The following is a 20,607-nucleotide window of genomic DNA, read 5'->3' on the forward strand; positions in this document are numbered from 1 at the left end:
CCGCTCGCAACGCAGCCAAACCCGTGTTGTCCGCGCTGAACGCCATGACGCGGGCAGGAGGCCGTGGCAGTGCGGAGACCGTCGATCACCGCGTGGCCGAGCGATTCATGTCGTCCCCGACCACCATGGTCCGAATGGAGGCAGCGGTATGACGTCTACCCACCGCGGGCCAACTGCTCCGCAACAGCCCTCCGACACGATCACCGACCGCCTCGTCGAGTTCGTCGGATTACTCCGCGACCACGGAATCACTGCGGGCCCCAGCGAAACCATCGACGCCGCAGAGGCAATGCTCGCCCTCGGACTGTCCGACCGAAACCGACTGCGCTCGGGGATGGCCGCCTGCCTACTCCGTCGCAACGGTCAGCGCGCCGTCTTCGACCAACTCTTCGATCTCTACTTCCTGACCACTGAACAGCCGCAGCCGACGGTGCCCGCGACGCCGGAATCCATTGATTCACTGCGAGATCGACTGGCCGCCGCGCTCATCGAGGACGACCCGTCCGCCGCCACCGACCTCGCCCGCCAAGCCCTGACCGAACTCGGCGCGTACGGGGGAGCGGGCACCGGCCAGTCCGACACCCCCGTCACCACCGCCTCCGGCGCAGGCTGGTCCTCCTACCTGACCATGCGAGCCTTGAACCCAGACGACCTCCTCGCCCGCATAGTCGCAAACACAAGCGGCGCAACCGAACTCGATGCCGCCGTCCGCACCATCGAAGCCAACCGCCGCCTCACTCAATTCCGCACCGCCGTCCAAACTGAGGCCCGCCTACGCTCCGCCCAACTGCGCGGCACCGAATACATCGCCCGCCGCGGCGTCGACTCCAGCCCCGACCAAATCGATTTCCTAGGTGCCCGCGAACAAGACCTAGCCGAAATGCGCCGCCTAGTAACCCCTTTGGCCCGCAAACTGGCCACCCGCCTAGCCGCCCGCCGCCGCAAATCCGTCCGCGGCCAAATAGACATGCGCCGCACCCTCCGCCACTCCATGTCCACCGGCGGCGTCCCCATCACCCCCGTCCTCCGCTCCCGCAAACACGGCCGCCCCGACCTGGTAGTCCTAGCCGACCTCTCCGGCTCAGTGACCGGCTTCGCCGAATTCACCCTCCAACTAATCCAAGCCCTCCAAGACCAATTCACCAAGGTCCGCAGCTTCGGCTTCGTCGACACCTGCGACGAAATCACCGACTACTTCACCCCCGGCGAACCACCCACCTCCGGCCTCGCCGCCCGAATAGTCCGAGCCTCCAACGTCGCCCGCTACGGCAGCAGCAACTACGGTGAAGCCCTCCAGGGCTTCACCGACAACTACATCGACGCACTTGGCCCGCGAACCTCACTGCTTATCCTCGGCGACGCCCGCACCAACCGCACCGACCCCAACCTCCCCGCCCTCCAAACAATGTGCGACAGAGCCAAACACGCCTACTGGCTAAACCCAGAACCCTCCCGCTCCTGGTCCACCGGCGACTCCGCCGCCCACACCTACGCCGACCACATCACCATGCACGAATGCCGCAACGTCAAACAGCTGGCCGAAGTCGTCGGCCGACTCTTGCCGGCGTGATGAGAATTCGGATATTGCCGCCTCATCACATCCCACGATCCACCTAAGCGGCTTGTCGAGACCGCGTTCCTCGATAGGTGCGAGGTCCGCAACTGCCTGCCATCAGATAAGAGTCAATCCATAGGATTAGCGTTGTGCTGTCGCATCCTCTATAGGCCATAGGTCGAACTGGCCTTGGGGGGAGTTTTCAGAAATAGGCGCGCTCTTCACCTGACGCTTTGGTCGCGCGGGTCCTGAAGACTTTCGATTACGGCGGCGCTCCTGGATGTCGACCGGTTCGCTAATGCTCTGTTCACGTTCTCGCGCTGCTTTCAGAACGTTGATTATTGACTCTCCCACCGCCTTAGCCACAGGTGGCGGGAACGCATTCCCTACCTGGCGGTATTGCGCCGTCTTTCCGCCTGAGAAGTCCCATTCGAGCGGAAAACCTTGAATGATGGCGGCCTGCCGCACCGTGAGCATCGGGCCATCAGGGCCGAAAAGATCTCGGTTCTCAGTCTGTTTCTCTGCGCAGGTCTTGATGTCGTTGGCGACACCCATGCCTGAGATGCCCAACTGCTTCCATGCGCTTTTCGCTCGACTCGGTCCGAGGTCTGCACCACCGTGCTTCTTCGACCCGCCAACGAGCGTGGGGGCGACAGCTCCCCCCTTGCCTTTGAGCTCAGTCTCGCGAGCCTTTGCCTTGTCGTACCACCGTTCGAAAGCAGTGTGAGCTGCCTCCGAGCGATCACCATCGAAGTAAGCTTCGAAACGTTCACGCATCGATGGCTCAAGACTTTTCAGGACACTGACTGGTTCTCTATGTGTTCCTGTGGGCAATTCATACTTGAGACCACTCAGGATCTCTTTGCGAAACGCGACCAGGATGGCGCGAGGTCGAAGTTGTGGTACGCCAAAGTTGGCGGCTTCTAGTACGCCCCATGCAGGCTCACTATAGCCGAGACTTTTCAGCCTGCGCTTGATTCGGCCTCGATATTCTTCGAATTTGGGATCCATTAGACCGCGGACATTCTCGATCATTACTGCTCGTGGTTTGAGGATCTCGACCAATTCTAGCATTCGAGGAAAGAGGTCTCGCTCGTCGTTTTCGCCCAATTGTTTTCCTGCGTGGGAGAACGGCGGGCAAGGTACCCCGCCGGCCAGAAGATCTAGCCCGCGCTGCTGGAGCAGCTCGAGACTCTTTTTCATTATTTTGGGATCATGGGGATTGAACTCATTAACGTCGGTTCCGAGTATGTCGCAGTTCTCTCGCTCCCAAGCCCACAACCGGTGGTCCTCGATGTTGAGTTCGAGGGTCTTGGCTGCATACTGATCGATCTCGACCAACGCTAAATGGCCGAAGCCTGCCTGATGCAGGCCGACGGCCTGCCCGCCCGCGCCGGCGCAGATCTCGATCGAGGTGAACTCGGGAACCGTTGATGGTGCGGTGGTGCGCTTCGATACACCTCGGGTCATGTCCTGGCCCCATTGCCGCAAGTCGGCGCGCTCGCCATGTGGACCACGGTCACTCCGCCCCCGAAGCTCTGTTTGCTGGCGCAACTGTCTGCAACGCGAAGAGCGGTCACGCTGATGCCTTTCGGTGTGGGGGCCAGGGGCGGGTAGTGGTCTGTGCGGGAGTATCTTTCCGTACTACATTCGGACGGCTCGAACTGGGACAGAAGTGGCTGAAGGACGATCGGAAAGTGCCAGGAGGAAGGCCCACGAACGTGGCCGTTACCCGGCTCCGCTCAACGAGGGCCGTTCCCGCAACATGCGGGCCAACCGCCGAACCGGCACCAAACCGGAGATCGCGCTGCGCAGTGCACTGCATCGGCTGGGGTATCGCTACCGCAAGGACTTCAGGCTCGACCTCGGATCGATGAAGGTCCGACCTGACATCGTCTTCACAGCTCGTAAGGTCGCGGTCTTCGTTGACGGCTGCTTCTGGCATGTGTGTCCTGTGCATGGTCGGCAGCCGACGACCAACGAATGGTATTGGGCGCCAAAGCTTCGCCGGAACATCGAACGCGACCGTGCCGCGGATGTCGCCCTGGCGGAGGCGGGTTGGCAGGTGGTTCGACTGTGGGAACACGAGACTCTGGAGAACAGTGTGACTGCAGTCACCAGCCTCTTGGAGGACGGAGCCGAACATGTGAGCGATCATATGGGATCAGCGAGAAGTTGATCGACGGACGCTCCGGACAAGCTAGATTTGCCAGCTGTGAGCGCCTCGTTCAGGACAGAGTTGCTGGGTTGGAAGTCGAGCCAGAAGAACAAGCTCGACTGGGAGTGGGTTCCCAACTCTGCGGACGTCGACAACCCGACGAGCTTGCGGCTCGCAGCACATGTCCTCGAGCAGCTGGGCAATCCGAACCCGAACTTGGTTGAGACGGCACCGGATGTGCCGCCGACGAATCCGGGCAGGCTACTAGAGGTGCAAGTGCTCACGAACTTGGCCAACGAGCTGCCGTTGTTAGATCCGCGTCGGAAGTGGGACTTTGCCCGCGGCAAGAGCATCGTCGGGTACGCGCAATATCAACATCTAGCCGGCATTAAGGCTGCGATCGCCCAAGATCCGAATCTCCGGGTGACGCTGGGGACCGACTATTTGATCAAACCTGACGTGCTCGTTGGGCTGCTCGGAACACCGACCAGCACAAAGCACCCATGGCTGCACGCCGCGATCGCGTGCAAGTGGACGATTCGGTCTGACCGAGTTCAGAACATCCGCCACGAGAACAGCAACATGATCAGGCACAGACGCGGGCGCTTGCCACACCTGGTGACTGTGACGGCCGAACCGTTGCCGACACGGCTTGCCTCGATCGCACAGGGAACAGGCGAGGTCGATGCGACGTACCACATCGCCTACGACGAGCTGGCCGATGCTGTTGCTGCATACGGTAGTTCGGAACAGCAGGCAGCGTGGGATGAGGTAACCAAGCAGGGGCGATTGCTCGACTACCGGCACCTGGCCAAGTCATTGGTGGACTGGTAATCGCTCATTGTTGTCACGCCGCCGAGGGCGGTTAGCAAAGCCGTTAGCTGGCGCGGGGAAATGTGTCATTCGCTCTAGTGCGGGCGAGCACTCGGTCAAGCAAAGCGTCGGCATCAGCATGCCTGCCCTGTTGCTTGAGCGAGTGCAAGATGTGTAGTACATCGAGGTCAGGTCGGGTTTCTGCATAGCTGGAGATGCCTTCAGCCGCGTCGTGCAGCCCCAAAATCCGGCAGGAGGCGATCGCACTCGCCGCCTCTACAGGGGCGGCTTCAGTGCCCACATGGCGGATGAGACTGTTGGCGCGCTCGAGTTTGCCGGTAGAGATGTAGACACCCAGGTCTTTGGCAGGCGGCCATGCCACATCGACGGTCAGGTTGTTGCGCCGGTCCCCTTCCAGACTGGGGACCGGCGCAACACCCGCAGCGACGGCGGGAGTGGTTTCAGCCGGCTTAGCCCCCGCATTCTTCCGGAGCCGTTCGAGTTCTTCCCACATAATGACCTGCTCGTCCGGGGCAGCGTTGGCCAACGCGAGGCAGTGCAGCTCTCTGAGCGGTGCCTTCTTCGGTGAGCGCTTTCGATTGCCGTTGGCCAGGTCGGCTAGAACGGACTTGGACAGGTACCCCTTCTTGAGCTCGGCCCAGTCCTGCCGTCCTTCATCCCGCAGATCGGCCAGCTTCTTCTTGATGGCCTCTTCGATTGCTTTGCACGAGAGGCCGGTCTGACGAATCAGGACACGTATCGCCTCGGCGAGCTCCGGCCACCCACGGGACAGCTTGTCTCTGTTGAGGTCATCAAACTTCCAAAGCTGTGGCAACGATTCTCCTCCATCGCAGTTGTCTGGACGAACCTTGACATTGTCCTTCCTGGAAGGTTCCCGGCAAATAGGTATCGCATGCTTTCTCTGTCCTGATTTCTGGACAGCAGAACGTGGGACACGGTCGGTACGGCCATCGGTCGTTACTTGCATCCGGTTGTCCTGCTTTCGTACTGGGACACCGTCACACTCCCGATTCGGGAGCTGATGCTGTTCAGTAGTTGGGGGACGCCGACATCGGTGAGCAGGGCCCAGTTGGCGGCGCTTGCACGGGGTCCGGCTCGTCATCGACTTGAAAGGTGGTTTCACATGTCTGTGCCGTCGTGGGAAGATTCCCAGCTCGGCGCCATGAAGCGAGTGGCGCTGTGGCTGGTGCAGAACATCGGGGTCGGCGAGATGTTCACGAAGTCACAGCTTCGCGAGGCATTCCCCGGGACATCGCAGATCGATCGTCGTATGCGTGACCTGCGTGACTTCGGCTGGCGCATCGACACCAACCGCGAAGACCCAGCCCTGGGCTCACACGAGCAACGGTTCGTCAAACAAGGGGATCCCGTGTGGGAGCCGGGCAAGGCGACAAGGAAGGTCGGTGTCACGGTCACCGCTGCCGAACGCCACGCCCTGATGATGCGCGACGGCCACAAGTGTCGTTCCTGTGGAATCGGCCCTGGCGAGCAGTATGCCGGCACGTATGTCGCGTCGCAGCTCGATGTTGCTCGCCGTCGGGTCCGGATGGCCACCGGCGAGGTCAGTGTGCAGCTGGTGATCGAGTGCAACCGCTGCCGAGTCGGGGGGCGGGACTTGACTGCGGACCTAGGCGACGTGCTAGCACGCGTCGACCAATTGCCCGTCTACGAGCAGAAGATGCTGGCGGGTTGGGTTGAGCAAGATGCCCGGAGCTTCAGCGATGCGGAAGCCCTATGGGCGGCATACCGGACGTTGCCGGCGGACTCCAGGGACAAGGTTCGAGAGGTGTTAGGGCGCACAAGGAGTAGTTCTGTGTAAGGGAACGATCATCGCATCGCCGCCGCGTCAGACTGCTGCGGGTTCCCGGCACCTCCAGCCTTGTTTCTACACTTGAGGAGAATCCAGATATGTTCACGGACTTCGGAGTCCCTCCGAGCGCCGCCACTACCCGTTCGCTGGTCGAGCAGCGACTGAAGGAACAACGTGAGAACATCGGAGTCGCTGAGACTCTGACGGTTGAGTGGCGTGGTCGGCCTCGACACATAGCGGTCATCGACATTCCGCTGGATTCTCTGTTCTATAACCCCAGCACGCATCGTATCCGCGCACAGCGCAGTCTTGATCCAGATCGCGATGCTGTCCTGGCAACGGATCCTTGGCGCCCGGAGAGTCAGGACTATTTGCAGCATCTGCTGACGGTCCGGCCGTCGGAGCCCGATCACCGCGATCCAGCCTTCAATGATCTGAAGAAAAGCCTCGAGGAACATAAACAGAACGAACCCGGGTTGATCACGCGTGACGGGATTCTTGTCAATGGCAATACTCGCTGCGCGGCGCTTCGGGAACTCAAGACCACCACCAGCATGCGTGTGGGCGTTCTGCCGGAGTCCTGCACATGGGAGGACATCAATGATGTCGAGCTGTCGTTGCAGTTGCGCCCCGACAAGCGACGCGAATACTCCTACATCAACCGGCTGCTTGCCATCGATGAGCAGAGAGTCCAGCTCCATCGCGACCTGTCGCTGATCGCCAAAGCGTTCCACACCACCACGAAGTCCTGCGAGCGCGATCTCTGGGTCCTCGCACTACTGCAGGATGTAATCCAGCGCAGCATCACCACGGGTGGGGCATCCCTGCGGCTCATGGATCTCGAAGGGGGACAGGGAAAACTCGAAGAGCTCCACCGTGCGTACATCGAGGAACACAAAAGGAGCAAGGAAAGGGCCGACCTGCTGAAGGAAGCGCGGTTGGCGGCGATCGTACTCGAACTCGCCAAGACCGACGTCCGATATATCGAGGCAGATTTTCATAGCCGCTACCTGGAGAAAACACTGCCCGACGAGTTCAAGGTAGCTGAGTCTGCTGCGCCCGCAGCCGTGACAATTCCCGGGCTGAACCGGACAGTCAAGGCGGGGGGAGCGAATGTTGCCGCCGCGCGGGCGGTCACCGACACCCTGCTCCAGGCGAAGGCAGTCGAGGCGGCCGGCGACGCAGCAACCCCCGCCGATCGGTCTGCTGCTGTGGCGATCATTGATTCATACAAGGATGCGTTTAACGATGCCATCGACACTGCGGGTCGGGATGCCCGGCTGCGGAAGAAGCGTCTGGCCGCCCCGGACAGGATCAACGATGCTTGCAGGGACCTGGAACAGTCCATCACGGACCTGGTGCTGTCCCGGGGCAATGCCAGCCTCGACGAGGGAGCGTTCGATGACGCGCTCGATCAGCTTCGCATTGTCATGAGCAAGCTTGGGATCGAGGCGCAGCGAAGCATAGATCTGCCAGGGAATGGTTTGGCGTGGCTGATTGAGGCGGTTGCCGTGAGGCAGCCGCAGCCGTGAGTAGTCGGGAAGGAACGCCCTCCTTGCGGTTGGGCTTCGACGTAACCCGCACGCGTGTAGAACTGCGTAGCCTGCCCGCTTTCCAGGCAGACTTCGCCCGGCTGACCGCGCGGATTACAACAAGCGGCCACCGCGGGCTTTTGTCTGCAGAGGTCGACCTCGATGATTTCCTGGTCAACCTCAGCGAGCTGTCCACCTGGTCCCATCCCGGCGTCGACTGGGATACGGACCTCATGGCGCTCATCAATGGTGTGCTCGATGATTCTGAAACTGTGGAGCGCAGCCTTGATGGTGGGCTTGCGCAAAGCGCTATCGACGCCGTACAGCCGGATGATGTCGCCGGGTTGCTGGGCACGGAATGGACCGCCAATCTCACGGCGTTCCAGCAACGTGACATTGCCCGGCTGCTGTCGTTGCGCCACGGCGCCAACTTCAGTGTTCCTGGCGCGGGTAAGACGCGGGTGGCACTCGCGATCTACGCCGCGATGCGCGAGCGTGGAGAAGCGCAGCGGCTATTGGTCGTTGGACCGAAGTCGGCTTATGAGTCGTGGGAGTTCGAGAGCTCGGCCTGCTTCAAAGATGCACTGCGAATCGCGGTGACGGGGCATTCGGATGACCCACTCGCCGAGCTACGCATCGTGAACTACGAGCGGCTGGATCGCTCGTTGAGCGGCCTCGCGGCGTGGCTGCGCGCAGGGCCCTCGATGGTCGTGCTGGACGAGGCTCATCGAATGAAGCTCGGGGCCAGCGGCACTTACGGTGCCTCGTGCCTGGCACTCGGCCCGCTGGCGGCCAGGCGATTGATACTCACCGGCACGCCGGCCCCCAACGGAGCGAAGGACCTGGAGAACCTTCTGTCATTTGTATGGCCGGGCCACGGTAAACGTGTGGTGACCGAGGCGGTAGGTGGCGGCGACCTCGCGTATGCGAGCTCGGTGCTTCGTCCGTTGTTCACTCGTACGACCAAGGATGAGCTCGGTCTGCCACCGTTCGAACCGAAGGTCCGTTACCTGGACATGCCAACGGTCCATGCCGAGGTCTATGAGGCTCTCAAGGGCAACTTCTCTGCTCGCGCAGAAGGTTCGCGCGGCAGCATCGAGGCACTGGGCCGGGCGATGCTGCGGCTGCTGATGGCGGCGATCAGTCCTGCATTGCTTTTGGAAGGAGCGAGCCAGTACGAACCGCTCGAGTACCAGCTCCCTCCATTGGATCCACATCCTGGCGATTCGCTCTTCGAGCTTCTGCAGAAGCTCCCACGCCTCGAGTTCTCACCTAAGTATCAAGAGACTCTGAAGATCGTCGCCGATAACACTGCCGCCGGTCGTAAGACCCTGGTCTGGACGACGTTCGTACGTAGTCTCACAACTTTGGAGAAGCTGCTCGAAGGCTATAACCCAGCACTGGTCTACGGGGGCACCGTCGACCGCGATGACCAACTACGTCGCTTCCGTCAGGATCCCGACTGCCATGTCCTGATCTCAAATCCAGCCACCCTCGGCGAGGGCATCAGCTTGCATCAGGTCTGTCACGATGCCGTCTATGTAGACCGTGACTTTATGGCCGGGCGGTTCCTGCAGAGCCTGGACCGCATTCACCGCCTCGGCCTTGCCCCCGGCACCGAGACCAGGGTGACCATCCTTGTGACCCGCGGCACGGTGGACGAGGTTGTGAAGCTAAGGCTGGACGAGAAGCTGGAGTTCATGGGCCGCATCCTCGATGACCCAGGTGTACAGCAGCTTGCCGATCTACAGGAGGAGCCGGCAGCTGGTGTCGGGATGGATGCAGCAGATGTGCGCGCACTCTTACGGCATCTCGATGCGCCTGCCGACCGGGCGGCGTCCAAGTCGGCGAGCCCCTGACGGTTCTCGCTGCAATCGCACGCGATGCGATCTGTACAGCGCGGCACTACTCGCTGCCAACAACATTCGAGCATCACGGTTGTTGCGTGGCCCGCAGAGGCCACAACGAAATGGTGCTGCCCCCACCCGGCTAGGGGTGGGGGCAGCTGTGAAAACCCGGCCTACCTCCATAGATGAACTAGAACGGAGCTCACATGAACAGCGTAACCATCTCGGTTGGCGAGGCGCGCGCTGCGCAGCCGTCGAGTACAACCGAAGCCAAAGTAGCGGACAACGGACCGGTTCTAGTGCTGTCCCTTTGCCTCGTTTTCACTGTGGCTATCGTCGTCGGCTTGGTGACGGGGATTCTGAGCCGGATTGACGCCGCCACGCTTGCCAAGGCTGTGATGTGCGGTGGCGCCGCCTTCGGTACGACGCTATTGATCGGAATTGCGCTGATCGCGGTGCTCTAGCACCGCCGTCTTTGGTAGCGACGATGCTCTCCTGGGTTTCTGCCGCGCGGGCTATGCTTCGACTACACATCCGGATGTCTGGGGAGTCATACGATGTCAAGCAGTCAGCTACCACTCGGATTCACAGGTGAAGAGCATGATGAGGAGCTCGACGCAGTCCAGCTCGAGCTGTATCGACTTGATCCGACCGGTGCGCGGGTAGCGAGGGTTCTTCGTGACACGTTGGATCAGCTGTACGACGGGCAGCGAACGGGGAGATGGAACTTCTCGCAGCTGTTCAAGACCGAGAAGACCCACATGGGAACCTTGGTCGAGATCAACCTGCAGCGCGAATTCGAATTCGAAGACGGAGAAGCGACGGACTATCGAATTGCGGGGATTGAAGTAGACTGCAAATACTCCATGCGGTACGGCGGTTGGACCTTGCCGCCAGAAGTGGTTGATCACATAGCGTTACTTATAACCGCGGATGACGATCATGCTACATGGAATGCGGGGTTGGTTAGAGTGAAAGAATCGTATCTCAACCTGGGGCGTAATCGAGATGCGAAGACGACGCTTTCGTTGAAAGGTCGAGCGAAAGTGCGTGAGTTGTGGCCGGATGTCAGGTTCTTGGCGCCTAATATCTATATCCAACTGGATGGGGTCACTCGGGATCGCATTTTCTCCGCAAAATCTCGAGTGGGTAACCGGCACGGTCAAGCGCGGACTAATGAGCTGTTTCGATCGGTTCATGGGAGAATAATCAGGCGCGCAGAGATCGCCACAGTGGCGCAGCAGGATGATTTCATGAAGCGTGTCCGAACGAATGGTGGATCACGCACGGTTTTGCAACACGATGGCATAATTATACTCGGGCATCAGGAACGAGAGGTGGCCGCCAAGCTCGGCTTGCCGGTTCCGAGTAAGGGCGAATTCGTTGCCGCCCGCGTGACACCGGCCCGTATCGACAGGGACGACCCCGTTGCTGAGATTGGTGGTGTGAAGTGGTCGGTCGCACGGCCTGGCGATCCGAAGGTTCCTGCGCCCGTTATTTAAGGGTCTGGTGATGGCCGGTTAGCGCCACGGACAGGGCTTGAACTCGGCCGCTGCCTGTCGAACGTTGTTCGACCGCAGAGTAGTTGAGGGCTACCTGTCGGTGCCCTGTCGTAGCTTGGGCAGTACAGGCGATGCATGCGGATGAGTAGCGCGGGCCCCGAGCTCGAGGTGGTTGACATGACAGTGCAAGTTAGCGGCGAAGATGTCGCACAGCTCTTTGGTTCCGCTGGGAAGGCTCAGGGCAAGCTCCAGCGGTGGAAGTCACGGCCGGGCTGCGAGTACGTCGCAGATGAGGTCCTCGCTCACGTCAGCTCCGCGATCTTCGACATCGAACCTGAAGCGATCCAACAGCTCGAAACCGAGCATCCTCTCGGTGTCCTGCGCGAAGAATTCGACAGCACAGTCCGTCTCATCAGAGACTGGCGGCCAGACTTCGCATTCGCACACCTCTTTCACTTCTGCCTGGAGGACCTGGGCAGAATCTATAGTTGGCAAGAGTTTCGGGACGACTGGTGCAAAGTGCCTTCCAGGCGCCCCTGGCTGTGGAATCCTGCGAGGGATATACAGCATCAGGCTGCGAACTACCTCGTTCACCGCAAAGGTTTGGCCGAAGATAGGGCGCTGGTCGTCGCGCATGACGCGTTGCAGTGGCGCATCGGAGCCTTCTACTACTCATTCCTGCGTGAGGTCTATGCATTGAGCTGGCTCCGCAGGCAGAGTCTGCCGGCTCTCTCCCATCCGCTCGCCGATGCGCTCTTCCGTGCCGACATTTGGTGCGGCAATTCCGTTGTTGGCATCTACATCGAAAACCCCCACTACCGCAGCGGTCCGCAAGGTCGCAAACATCCGGCACAGTACTACCTCGAAGATCAACGCCGCTTCAGCTTTGTTGACTTGCGAATGGCCAAACCCGGAGAATTCGGCACCGTCGCTTTGCCGACTGACGATGAGATGCAGATCTGCGCAGACACTCTGCGGGCGCAGCTCCGCACTTAGTGGCAGGCATCGCCGATGATTTCAGCGTTCACCGCGACCACGTTTCTCGATTCTAGCGGTACTGACTGCCAGGTCTGCTAGCGATGCGTGACTAGCGGCGGACTTCGGCGATCTGGACAGCGCGCTCTTCCCTGCGTGACAGTTCGCAAGCTTCGGCGACGTAGAAGGCTTCAAGGGCATCCGCTGGGCTGCAAGGGTTTTCGAGGTTGCCGTTGACGACGGAGACGAAGGCGATGAGTTCGTCGGTGTAGGCGTTGCGGAAGCGGTCCATGAACCCGGGGTAGGCGGGGTAGGGGGAGGCTGGGTAGTCGGGTTCTACTGAGGTGAGGGGGGAGCGGTCGTCGAGTCCGACGATGGCGTTTCCCTTGGAGCCGAGGGCTTCTAGGCGGACGTCGTAGCCTGCGCCGTTGTAGCGGGTGAGGGAGACGGTGGTGAGGGTGTCGTTGTCGAGGCGCAACAGCACCGCGGCGGTGTCTACGTCGCCGGATTCGGTGAAGATGGGGTCGCCCTGGTTGGTGCCGGTGGCGTAGACCTCGACTATTTCTTGGCCGGTTACCCAGCGGATTATGTCGAAGTCGTGGACGCCGCAGTCGCGGAAGATGCCGCCGGAGTGGGGGATGTAGGCGGGGGGTGGGGGTGTGGGGTCGAGGGTGGTGGCGCGGAGGGTGTGCAGCCAGCCGAGGGAGCCGGAGTGGATGGCTTCGCGGGCGGCGCGGTAGCCGGCGTCGAAGCGGCGTTGGAAGCCGATTTGTACTGGGACTGTGGTGTTTTGGAGGTGGTCGAGGACGGCCAGGGTGCCTTCGATGTTGGCGGCTACCGGCTTTTCGCAGAAGACGGGGATGCCTGCGTCTACCGCTCTGGTGATCAACTCGGGGTGGGAGTCGGTGGCGGTGGTGATGATGAGGCCGTCGAGGTCGGCGGCGAAGAGGGTGTCGAGGTCGGGGGCGAATTCGAGGCCGAGTTTGGTGGCGGTGGTGCGGGCTCGGTCGGGGTCGGCGTCGGCGACGATGACGTTGGCTACGTTGGGGAGATTTTTGAGGGTTTCGGCGTGGGAGGTGCCGATGCGGCCGGTGCCTGCGAGGCCGAGGGTGACGGCTTTGTGGGATGTCATCGACTTTCCTCCTGGTGAAATCTCGACGTGTGGTGGGGAAACTGCCTGGGGCAGGGGAAGTTTCAGTTGATGGGGGTGCTGGTCGTCGCGCGGACGACGAGGGAGGGCTGCAGGCGGCGACGGACCGGGTCGGTGCGGTCGGCGCGTAGCCGTTCGACGAGTGCTTCGACGGCGAGGCGGCCCATTTGGACGCGCGGCTGGTCGATGGTGGTCAGGGAGACGTGGCGCAGGGCGGCCAGGGAGGTGTTGTCGTAGCCGACGATGGAGACGTCGTCGGGTACGCGCAAACCGGCCTCTGCCAGCGCGGACATGGCGCCGACGGCGTTGAAGTCGTTGCCGCAGACCAAGGCGGTGGGGAAGTTGTCGCGGGAGAAGAGGTTCAGCAGCTTCTGAACGGCGGCTATGCCTGCGGAGTCGGTGTGTTCGCTCGGGATGACCATCGGCTCTAGGCCGTGGCGTTCCATCGCGGCGGTGTAGCCCTTGCGGCGGGGGGCCGCGGTGAACGCGGTGCCGCCGTCGAGGTGCACGATGCGCCGATGGCCAAGGGAGGCAAGGTGATCCACGGCCAAGCCGGCGCCGACCTCGCCGTCGTCGTTGACGGTGTCGACGTCGGCGATGGTGGAGCTGCGGGACACCAGGACCAGCGGAGCCTGTTGTGCCGCATCGCGAATGGCGGCGGCGGGCAGGATGGGGGAGAGCAGGATGATGCCACCGGGCCGGAAGGCGAGCAGGCTCTCCAGGGCGGTGCGCTCGCGGGCGGCGCTGCGGCGGCCGGTGTTGAGGATGAGCTCCAGGCCGGATTCCTGTGCGGCGCTGTCCATTCCCTCGACGACGTCGGCGAAGAAGGCGTTGTGCAGGTCGGAGACCATGACGCCGACGATGTTCGAGGTTCGGCTGGCCAGCGAGCGGGCCATGATGTGTGGCTGGTAGCCGAGGTCTTTGGCGGCCTCGAGCACGGCGCGGCGGCGATGGTCGCTCACCTTCGGTGAGTTGCGCATGACGAGCGAGACGAGGGCGCGGGAGACGCCGGCGCGTTCGGCGACGTCTTCCATGGTCGGTCGCGCCATGTCGCCTCCGTTCCGCGTTCGATGATCCGTGCAGTGTCGGACGTTACAAGGTTGTCGCGCGCTAATCAATAGAGCGCTCTAATCCGACTTTCTTCTCATCCGAGTTCTCGGCGTTTCCGCTGGAAGCTCGGATATTACCTGGTAGTAGCGATATTCCGGCCAACGGTGCGCCTCTTGACACACTATGACCCACGTTACATAGTTGGAGCGCTCCAACCGTGTGGAGCGCTCCAACTCGACATCGAAGGTCGGAGAAGTCCTGATGACCGAACCGCTCTACCCGCTGCGCATCGCGGCCGCCCCCATCTCCTGGGGAGTGTGTGAAGTGCCCGGCTGGGGTCACGTGCTCGACGCGCACACCGTGCTCTCGGAAATGGCCGCGCTCGGCCTGTCCGCGACCGAACTCGGCCCGCCCGGCTATCTTCCGCGCGACCCGGACGAATTGCGCTCGCTGCTCGCGACATTCGGCATCTCCGCGGTCGGCGGATTCCTGGCGCTGGTACTGCACGAGGAGCCGGAAAGCGCGCTCGCGCAGGCGAAGGAGAACGCCGCGCTGTTCGCTGCGACCGGCGCCGACGTCCTCGTGCTTGCCGCCGCGACCGGCCTCGGCGGATACGACGCCCGCCCGCAGCTCAGCGCGGACGAATGGCGCACGCTCATCGACACTTCCGCCGCGATCCGCGACATCGCCGCCGAGCACGGCCTGCGCACGGTGCTGCACCCGCATGTCGGCACGCACGTGGAGACCGAACCCGAAGTCGAACGCTTCCTGGCCGATTCGGACCTCGACATCTGCCTCGACACCGGTCACCTGCTGATCGGCGGCACCGATCCGGTGCTGCTGGCACAGCGACACGCCAACCGCATCGGGCACATTCACTTGAAGGACGTCCGCAGCGCGATCGCCGACGAAGTACGTGCCGGCGCACTGGAATACAGCGAGGCCGTGCGCCGCGGGCTGTACGCCCCGCTGGGCGAGGGGGATGTCGACATCACCGCTCTGGTACACAGCATGCAGGCCGCCGGATACGACGGCTGGTATGTGATGGAGCAGGACACGGCCCTGCGGCCCACCGACTCGGCGGAGCTGCCGAGCCGGGACACCGAACGCAGCCTGCGCCACCTGGCGGCGCTCGCGACGTCCGCCGCACGAATCTAGTGGGGAAGTGATGACAACGATGTCTCTTCGAGTACGCCGCGGGTGGCAGCGATCGCGCCGCTTGGCGCCGTGGCTGGCCGCCGCCGCGGTGCTCGCCGCCTGTAGCGGGCCGGGCGCCGACGTGCCCGCGCCGACCAATTCCCCTGTCGCTGCGGGCAAATTGCACTCCGTCGCGGTGGTCACGCACGGCAGTCCCGGTGACGCGTTCTGGAACGTCGTCAAGAACGGCGCGGAGGCGGCGGGCAAAGACCTCGGCGTCCGGGTCGAATACAACTCGGCGGGCGATCCGGGCCAGCAGGCGAAGCTTATCGACAACGCGGTCGCGCAGGGTGTCGACGGGCTGGTCGTCTCGATGGCCAACCCCGACGCCCTGCGACCCTCGATCGAAAAGGCCAGGGCCGCAGGCATTCCGGTGGTGACGATCAACTCCGGCGAGAGCGAGAGTGCCAAGTTCGGCGCCATCGGCCATGTGGGACAAAGCGAGTCGCTGGCGGGGCAGGCGGCGGGCAAGCGCCTCGCCGACGCGAAGAAGACCAAGCTGCTCTGCGTGATCCACGAGGCGGGCAATATCGGCGCCAACCAGCGTTGCGAGGGCGCGACCAAGGCCTTCGGCAACGGGACGACGCTGCAGGTGGACATCAACAACCCGACCGATGCGCAGTCCCGCATCAAGGGCGCGCTGGAGGCGGACAAGTCCATCGACGCTGTGCTGACGCTCAATTCACAGGTCGCCGCCCGTGCGGTGGACGGGGTGAAGGAGGCGCAGTCCGGCGCGACGGTCGCGACGTTCGACCTCAATTCCGATGTGGTCGAGGCCATCCGCGCGGGCAAGCTGCTGTTCGCCGTCGACCAGCAGCAGTACGAGCAGGGCTATCTGCCCGTGGTGTTGCTGCAGGCCTACCGGACGAACCTGAACACTGTCGGTGGTGGCACACCGGTGCAGACGGGTCCGGCCTTCGTCGACAAGGACAACGTCGATGCCGTCGCCGCGCTCGTGGCCCAGGGCACCCGCTGAGGAGTATGAAATGACTGTTGCCACAAAGACATCCGAGGCCGGCCCGGCCGCCGAACCGAAGGGGCCGACGCTGATGCAGCGGATGGTCGTCCGGCCGGAGATCGGTGCCGCGCTCGGCGCGCTACTCGTGTTCGTGTTCTTCTCGATCATCACCGATCGCTTCCTGAGTCCGCTCGGCGTCGCGACCTGGCTGGACGATTCGTCCACGCTCGGCATCATGGCGGTTGCGGTGGCGCTGTTGATGATCGGTGGCGAGTTCGATCTGTCGGCCGGTGTGATGACGGCGTCGACCGCGCTGGTCACCGCGCTGCTCGCGGTGCACGCGGGCTGGAACGTCTGGTTCGCGCTGCTGGCCTCGCTGGTGCTCGCGCTGCTCGTCGGCGCGTTCAACGGATGGCTGGTGATGCGTACGGGATTGCCGAGCTTCATCGTCACGTTGGGCACTTTCCTTGCGCTGCAGGGCCTGAACCTCGGCGTGACCCGAATGGTCACCGGAACCGTTCAGGTGTCGGGGATTCGGAGCGCGGACGGCTACAACTCGGCGGGCTGGGTGTTCGCCTCGACGCTCGACATCGGTGACGCTCGCATCCAAGCCTCGGTCATCTGGTGGGTCGTGCTGACGGTGATCGCCTCGATCGTGTTGGTGCGCACCAGGTTCGGCAACTGGATCTTCGCGGTCGGTGGCGCGCTGCAGAATGCGCGGGCCGTCGGGGTGCCGGCGAATCGGACGAAGATCGTGCTCTTCATGACCACGGCGTTCGCCGGTTGGGTGGTCGGCTCCTGCAGCATTCTGCGTTTCGCCAGTGTGCAGGCGAATCAGGGTGTGGGGCTGGAACTGCATTACATCATCGCCGCGGTGGTCGGCGGCTGCCTGCTGACCGGCGGTTTCGGTTCGGCGATCGGCGCCGCGATCGGCGCCCTGATCTTCGGCATGGCTCGTCAGGGAATTGTGTTCGCGCGCTGGGACAGTGACTGGTTCATGCTGTTCCTCGGCGTGCTGCTGCTGGCGGCGGTGTTGGTCAACAACAGATTCCAGAAGCGAGCCGAAAGGATACGCCGATGAGCACAGCATCGTCAGGCGATGGCCGGGAGACGAGTGGGCCGACCCCGCTGATCGAGGCCGTCGGTATCGGCAAGAGCTACGGCGGCGTGGTCGCGCTCGAGAACGTGTCCACCGTGGTGAACGCGGGCCAGGTCACCTGCATCCTCGGCGACAACGGCGCGGGCAAGTCGACGCTGATCAAGATCCTGGCGGGCGTGCACCAGCACGACCGCGGCGAATTGCGGATCGACGGACAGTCGGTCCGATTGTCCTCGCCGCGTGCGGCTTTGGACCACGGCATCGCGACCGTCTATCAAGATCTGGCGGTGGTGCCGCTGATGAGTGTCTGGCGCAACTTCGTGCTCGGCTCGGAGCCGACCACCGGCCCGTTCCGACTCCTCGACCGTCGCAAGGGCCGCGAGATCGCCCGACAAGGGTTGGCGGACATGGGCATCGAGATCCGCGATATGGAGCAGCCGGTCGGCACGCTGTCCGGCGGTCAGCGGCAATGCGTCGCCATCGCGCGGGCCGTGCACTACGGCGCCAAGGTGCTGATCCTGGACGAGCCGACCGCCGCGCTCGGCGTGAAGCAGGCCGGGGTGGTGCTGAAATACGTTGTCCAGGCGCGTGATCGCGGGCTCGGGGTCATCCTCATCACGCACAATCCGCACCATGCGTTCCCGGTCGGCGATCGGTTCCTGTTGCTGAAACGTGGCACGGTGCTCGGCTCGTATGAGAAGGACGAGATCGACCTGTCCGAGCTCACACGGCAGATGGCAGGCGGCGCTGAGCTGGACGCGTTGCAGCACGAACTGCAGCGGGTCGTTTCGTGAGTCGATCCGCTGCGGAAGGTGCTGTCGTGACCGGTCTGGAAGCGTTGACGATCGGCCGCGTCGGCGTCGATCTCTATCCGCAGCAGAGCGGTGTCGGCCTGGCCGAGGTCGAGTCCTTCGCGAAGTTCTTGGGCGGCACCGCGACCAACGTTGCGGTCGCCGCCGCGCGACTGGGTCGCCGCAGTGCGGTGCTCACGAAGGTGGGTCCGGATGGCTTCGGTGACTATGTGCGAACTGCGTTGGCGGACTTCGGTGTATCGGCCGACTATGTCGGTACCGCGCCGGATCTCCTGACGCCGGTGGTCTTTTGCGAACTCAAGCCGCCCGCCGATCCGCCGCTGCTGTTCTACCGCGCGCCCATCGCGCCGGATCTCACCATCGCCGAGGACGAGGTGCCGTGGGACGTGGTGGATTCGATTCCGCTGCTGTGGGTTACCGGAACCGGGGTCAGCGCCGAGCCCGGCCGCACCACCCAGCGCCGGATCCTCGAACGGCGGGACCGGCGCGGGCACACCGTGCTCGACCTCGACTACCGGCCGATGTTCTGGCCGGACGTCGACACCGCCCGGTCCGAGATCGGCTGGATGGTCGACCATGTCAATGTCGTTGTCGGCAACCGCACCGAGGTCCAAGTCGCCGTGGGGACAGCCGATCCCGACGAGGCCGCCGACCGACTGCTGGCGCGCGGCGTCCGCCTCGCGGTGATCAAGCGCGGAGCAGAGGGCGTGCTCGTCGCCACCGAATACGAACGCTGGACCGTGCCACCGTGCCGCGTCGAGGTGGTCTGCGGGCTCGGTGCGGGCGACGGCTTCGGCGGTGCGCTGATCCACGGCCTGCTCTCGGACTGGGACCCACACCGCATCGCCACCTACGCGAATGCCGCTGGGGCCCTGGTCGCGTCGCGATTGGCGTGCGCGGATGCCATGCCGACGAACTCGGAGATCGAGGAACTGCTGTGCCGCTGACGTGGCCGGCCATCACGAAACTGGAGGAACTACAGTGCATTTGACCGACGAACGCTGGCGTGAGCTGCTGCGCGTCCGCGCGACGGACCCGGCGGCGGTCGAGCGGGCATATGCGAAGCGGGTCCGGCGGCCGAACCTGTTGGCGGACAAGGACACCCTGTTCCTGATCGCCGCCGACCACCCGGCCCGCGGCGCCCTCGGCGTCGGCTCGGACCTGACCGCCATGGCGGACCGGCGCACGCTGCTGGAGCGGCTGCTGGTCGCGCTGGCCCACCCGGACGTCGACGGCGTGCTCGGCTCCCCGGACGTGGTCGAGGAACTGCTGCTGTTGGACGCCCTGGACGACAAGGTCGTCATCGGCTCCATGAACCGCGGCGGACTGGCCGGCGCGGAATGGGAGATCGACGACCGCTTCACCGGATACGACGCCGACTCGCTCGCCAGATTCCGCCTCGACGGCGGCAAAATGCTACTGCGCCTTGTCGATTCGGACGCGGGCACAGTGCCGACGCTGCAGGCCTGCGCGCAAGCCGTCTCCGAACTCGCCGCCAACGGACTCATGGCGATGGTCGAGCCACTGCCGTACCACCGCAACGAATCCGGCGCCCTGGTCATGAGCAAAGACGCGGCATCATTGGCCCGCGCCATCACGGTAGCCTCCGGCCTCGGCGTCACCTCTGCCTACACCTGGCTGAAGATCCCTGCCCCCGAAGATATCTCGGTTCTCGATGCCACGACACTGCCGGTAGTCGTCCTCGGCGGCGCCCCCTCCGGCGACCAGGTCGCCGACATCGCGTACTGGGACGGCGCGCTCGGCCACGACGTGGTCCGCGGCCTCGTGGTCGGCCGAACGCTGCTCTACCCGCCCGACGGCGACGTCGGCACCGCGGTCGACGCGGCCGCCAAGATGCTGAAGGAGGCCCGATGAATCCCGGCCACCGCCCGCCCCCTCTCCGCAGGCGCGACTGCGCGTTGCTCCAAGTGACCGCCGCGCACAGATCGTCGTCCCGCGCACGAAGTCGCCAGCGAATTCATGAGCGGCGCACGATGATCTACGCGCCGAGCACGCCCGGCGGCGTGCAGCACGTCGAGCGCCGTAACCGACCAACTGCCGCCGCGCGGCGTGGTGGGCGACTGCCGCGCACGAATCATCCTGGCGCGCACGGAATTGCTGGCAGTTA

At 63.4% G+C, this 20,607-nt stretch carries 19 protein-coding genes; 15 read left to right on the forward strand and 4 right to left on the reverse strand.

The features are described from left to right. Positions 1 to 148 precede the first annotated feature (148 nt). The gene (locus ABZ942_RS02005) at positions 149 to 1,570 is read left to right on the forward strand and encodes a VWA domain-containing protein (RefSeq protein ID WP_357378100.1); all 1,422 of its coding nucleotides are present in this window, start codon (positions 149 to 151) and stop codon (positions 1,568 to 1,570) included. A gap of 126 nt (positions 1,571 to 1,696) precedes the next feature. Here the strand turns inward: ABZ942_RS02005 and dcm are convergent, their stop codons facing one another. Then, on the reverse strand, positions 1,697 to 3,025 hold the full coding sequence (gene dcm / locus ABZ942_RS02010) for a DNA (cytosine-5-)-methyltransferase (RefSeq protein ID WP_357378102.1): 1,329 nt from the start codon (positions 3,023 to 3,025) through the stop codon (positions 1,697 to 1,699). A 205-nt stretch (positions 3,026 to 3,230) separates the two neighbouring features. Here dcm and ABZ942_RS02015 point away from each other — a divergent pair, with 205 nt between their 5' ends. Continuing rightward, positions 3,231 to 3,734: a very short patch repair endonuclease gene (locus ABZ942_RS02015; protein ID WP_357378104.1), complete on the forward strand. Its 504-nt coding sequence runs from the start codon at positions 3,231 to 3,233 to the stop codon at positions 3,732 to 3,734. 36 nt (positions 3,735 to 3,770) lie between these two features. Further along, positions 3,771 to 4,547 carry an NgoMIV family type II restriction endonuclease gene (locus ABZ942_RS02020; protein WP_357378106.1) on the forward strand — a complete coding sequence of 259 codons (777 nt, stop codon included), beginning with the start codon at positions 3,771 to 3,773 and terminating at the stop codon, positions 4,545 to 4,547. A gap of 43 nt (positions 4,548 to 4,590) precedes the next feature. Here ABZ942_RS02020 and ABZ942_RS02025 read toward each other — a convergent pair whose 3' ends face one another. Next, positions 4,591 to 5,361, reverse strand: coding sequence for a hypothetical protein (locus ABZ942_RS02025; RefSeq protein WP_357378108.1), 771 nt, complete (start codon positions 5,359 to 5,361; stop codon positions 4,591 to 4,593). 309 nt (positions 5,362 to 5,670) lie between these two features. On the opposite strand from ABZ942_RS02025, the gene ABZ942_RS02030 reads away from it, so the two are divergent. From ABZ942_RS02030 to ABZ942_RS02055, 6 genes are all read left to right on the forward strand, one after another. Beyond that, positions 5,671 to 6,366 (forward strand): hypothetical protein, encoded by a 696-nt coding sequence (locus ABZ942_RS02030; RefSeq protein ID WP_357378110.1) that lies wholly within the window; start codon positions 5,671 to 5,673, stop codon positions 6,364 to 6,366. An 89-nt stretch (positions 6,367 to 6,455) separates the two neighbouring features. Then, entirely contained in the window at positions 6,456 to 7,889 is a 1,434-nt protein-coding gene (locus ABZ942_RS02035) for a transcriptional regulator (RefSeq protein WP_357378112.1), read from the forward strand. Between the two features lie 29 nt (positions 7,890 to 7,918). Then, a complete protein-coding gene (locus ABZ942_RS02040; RefSeq protein WP_357378114.1) occupies positions 7,919 to 9,748 on the forward strand; it encodes a DEAD/DEAH box helicase in 1,830 nt (609 codons plus the stop codon). Positions 9,749 to 9,942: 194 nt separating this feature from the next. After that, positions 9,943 to 10,200, forward strand: coding sequence for a hypothetical protein (locus tag ABZ942_RS02045; protein WP_357378116.1), 258 nt, complete (start codon positions 9,943 to 9,945; stop codon positions 10,198 to 10,200). 93 nt (positions 10,201 to 10,293) lie between these two features. Then, the gene (locus ABZ942_RS02050; RefSeq protein WP_357378118.1) at positions 10,294 to 11,238 is read left to right on the forward strand and encodes a NaeI family type II restriction endonuclease; all 945 of its coding nucleotides are present in this window, start codon (positions 10,294 to 10,296) and stop codon (positions 11,236 to 11,238) included. 177 nt (positions 11,239 to 11,415) lie between these two features. Next, complete coding sequence (locus ABZ942_RS02055; protein WP_357378120.1) at positions 11,416 to 12,234, forward strand: hypothetical protein; 819 nt, start codon at positions 11,416 to 11,418, stop codon at positions 12,232 to 12,234. Positions 12,235 to 12,325: 91 nt separating this feature from the next. Here the strand turns inward: ABZ942_RS02055 and ABZ942_RS02060 are convergent, their stop codons facing one another. Beyond that, positions 12,326 to 13,345, reverse strand: a complete 1,020-nt coding sequence (locus ABZ942_RS02060; protein WP_357378122.1) for a Gfo/Idh/MocA family oxidoreductase — start codon at positions 13,343 to 13,345, stop codon at positions 12,326 to 12,328. Positions 13,346 to 13,407: 62 nt separating this feature from the next. Beyond that, a complete protein-coding gene (locus ABZ942_RS02065; protein WP_357378124.1) occupies positions 13,408 to 14,412 on the reverse strand; it encodes a LacI family DNA-binding transcriptional regulator in 1,005 nt (334 codons plus the stop codon). 262 nt (positions 14,413 to 14,674) lie between these two features. Between ABZ942_RS02065 and ABZ942_RS02070 the strand changes: the two genes are divergently transcribed. The 6 genes from ABZ942_RS02070 to ABZ942_RS02095 are packed head-to-tail and all read left to right on the forward strand — an operon-like array spanning position 14,675 to position 20,354. Next, positions 14,675 to 15,571, forward strand: coding sequence for a TIM barrel protein (locus ABZ942_RS02070; protein WP_357378126.1), 897 nt, complete (start codon positions 14,675 to 14,677; stop codon positions 15,569 to 15,571). Between the two features lie 19 nt (positions 15,572 to 15,590). Further along, complete coding sequence (locus ABZ942_RS02075; protein WP_357378128.1) at positions 15,591 to 16,586, forward strand: sugar ABC transporter substrate-binding protein; 996 nt, start codon at positions 15,591 to 15,593, stop codon at positions 16,584 to 16,586. Between the two features lie 10 nt (positions 16,587 to 16,596). Next, a complete protein-coding gene (locus ABZ942_RS02080; RefSeq protein ID WP_357378130.1) occupies positions 16,597 to 17,649 on the forward strand; it encodes an ABC transporter permease in 1,053 nt (350 codons plus the stop codon). Next, positions 17,646 to 18,461 carry an ATP-binding cassette domain-containing protein gene (locus ABZ942_RS02085; protein WP_357378132.1) on the forward strand — a complete coding sequence of 272 codons (816 nt, stop codon included), beginning with the start codon at positions 17,646 to 17,648 and terminating at the stop codon, positions 18,459 to 18,461. The genes ABZ942_RS02080 and ABZ942_RS02085 overlap by 4 nt, the downstream gene beginning before the upstream one ends. A gap of 26 nt (positions 18,462 to 18,487) precedes the next feature. Beyond that, positions 18,488 to 19,426 carry a 5-dehydro-2-deoxygluconokinase gene (iolC, locus tag ABZ942_RS02090; protein ID WP_357378133.1) on the forward strand — a complete coding sequence of 313 codons (939 nt, stop codon included), beginning with the start codon at positions 18,488 to 18,490 and terminating at the stop codon, positions 19,424 to 19,426. A 34-nt stretch (positions 19,427 to 19,460) separates the two neighbouring features. Continuing rightward, positions 19,461 to 20,354 carry an aldolase gene (locus tag ABZ942_RS02095; RefSeq protein ID WP_357378135.1) on the forward strand — a complete coding sequence of 298 codons (894 nt, stop codon included), beginning with the start codon at positions 19,461 to 19,463 and terminating at the stop codon, positions 20,352 to 20,354. Positions 20,355 to 20,607: the final 253 nt, after the last annotated feature.

Origin of the sequence: Nocardia sp. NPDC046473, from assembly GCF_040645995.1 — a bacterium.
Taxonomy (GTDB): Bacteria; Actinomycetota; Actinomycetes; order Mycobacteriales; family Mycobacteriaceae; genus Nocardia.

Bases quoted from the DNA above. Each gene is read 5' to 3' on its own strand.
- ABZ942_RS02005 (WP_357378100.1), top strand. From the start codon at position 149: ATGACGTCTACCCACCGCGGGCCAACTGCTCCGCAACAGCCCTCCGAC.
- dcm (WP_357378102.1), bottom strand. From the start codon at position 3,025: ATGACCCGAGGTGTATCGAAGCGCACCACCGCACCATCAACGGTTCCC.
- ABZ942_RS02030 (WP_357378110.1), top strand. From the start codon at position 5,671: ATGTCTGTGCCGTCGTGGGAAGATTCCCAGCTCGGCGCCATGAAGCGA.
- ABZ942_RS02035 (WP_357378112.1), top strand. From the start codon at position 6,456: ATGTTCACGGACTTCGGAGTCCCTCCGAGCGCCGCCACTACCCGTTCG.
- ABZ942_RS02045 (WP_357378116.1), top strand. From the start codon at position 9,943: ATGAACAGCGTAACCATCTCGGTTGGCGAGGCGCGCGCTGCGCAGCCG.
- ABZ942_RS02050 (WP_357378118.1), top strand. From the start codon at position 10,294: ATGTCAAGCAGTCAGCTACCACTCGGATTCACAGGTGAAGAGCATGAT.
- ABZ942_RS02055 (WP_357378120.1), top strand. From the start codon at position 11,416: ATGACAGTGCAAGTTAGCGGCGAAGATGTCGCACAGCTCTTTGGTTCC.
- ABZ942_RS02060 (WP_357378122.1), bottom strand. From the start codon at position 13,345: ATGACATCCCACAAAGCCGTCACCCTCGGCCTCGCAGGCACCGGCCGC.
- ABZ942_RS02065 (WP_357378124.1), bottom strand. From the start codon at position 14,412: ATGGCGCGACCGACCATGGAAGACGTCGCCGAACGCGCCGGCGTCTCC.
- ABZ942_RS02070 (WP_357378126.1), top strand. From the start codon at position 14,675: ATGACCGAACCGCTCTACCCGCTGCGCATCGCGGCCGCCCCCATCTCC.
- ABZ942_RS02075 (WP_357378128.1), top strand. From the start codon at position 15,591: ATGTCTCTTCGAGTACGCCGCGGGTGGCAGCGATCGCGCCGCTTGGCG.
- ABZ942_RS02080 (WP_357378130.1), top strand. From the start codon at position 16,597: ATGACTGTTGCCACAAAGACATCCGAGGCCGGCCCGGCCGCCGAACCG.
- ABZ942_RS02085 (WP_357378132.1), top strand. From the start codon at position 17,646: ATGAGCACAGCATCGTCAGGCGATGGCCGGGAGACGAGTGGGCCGACC.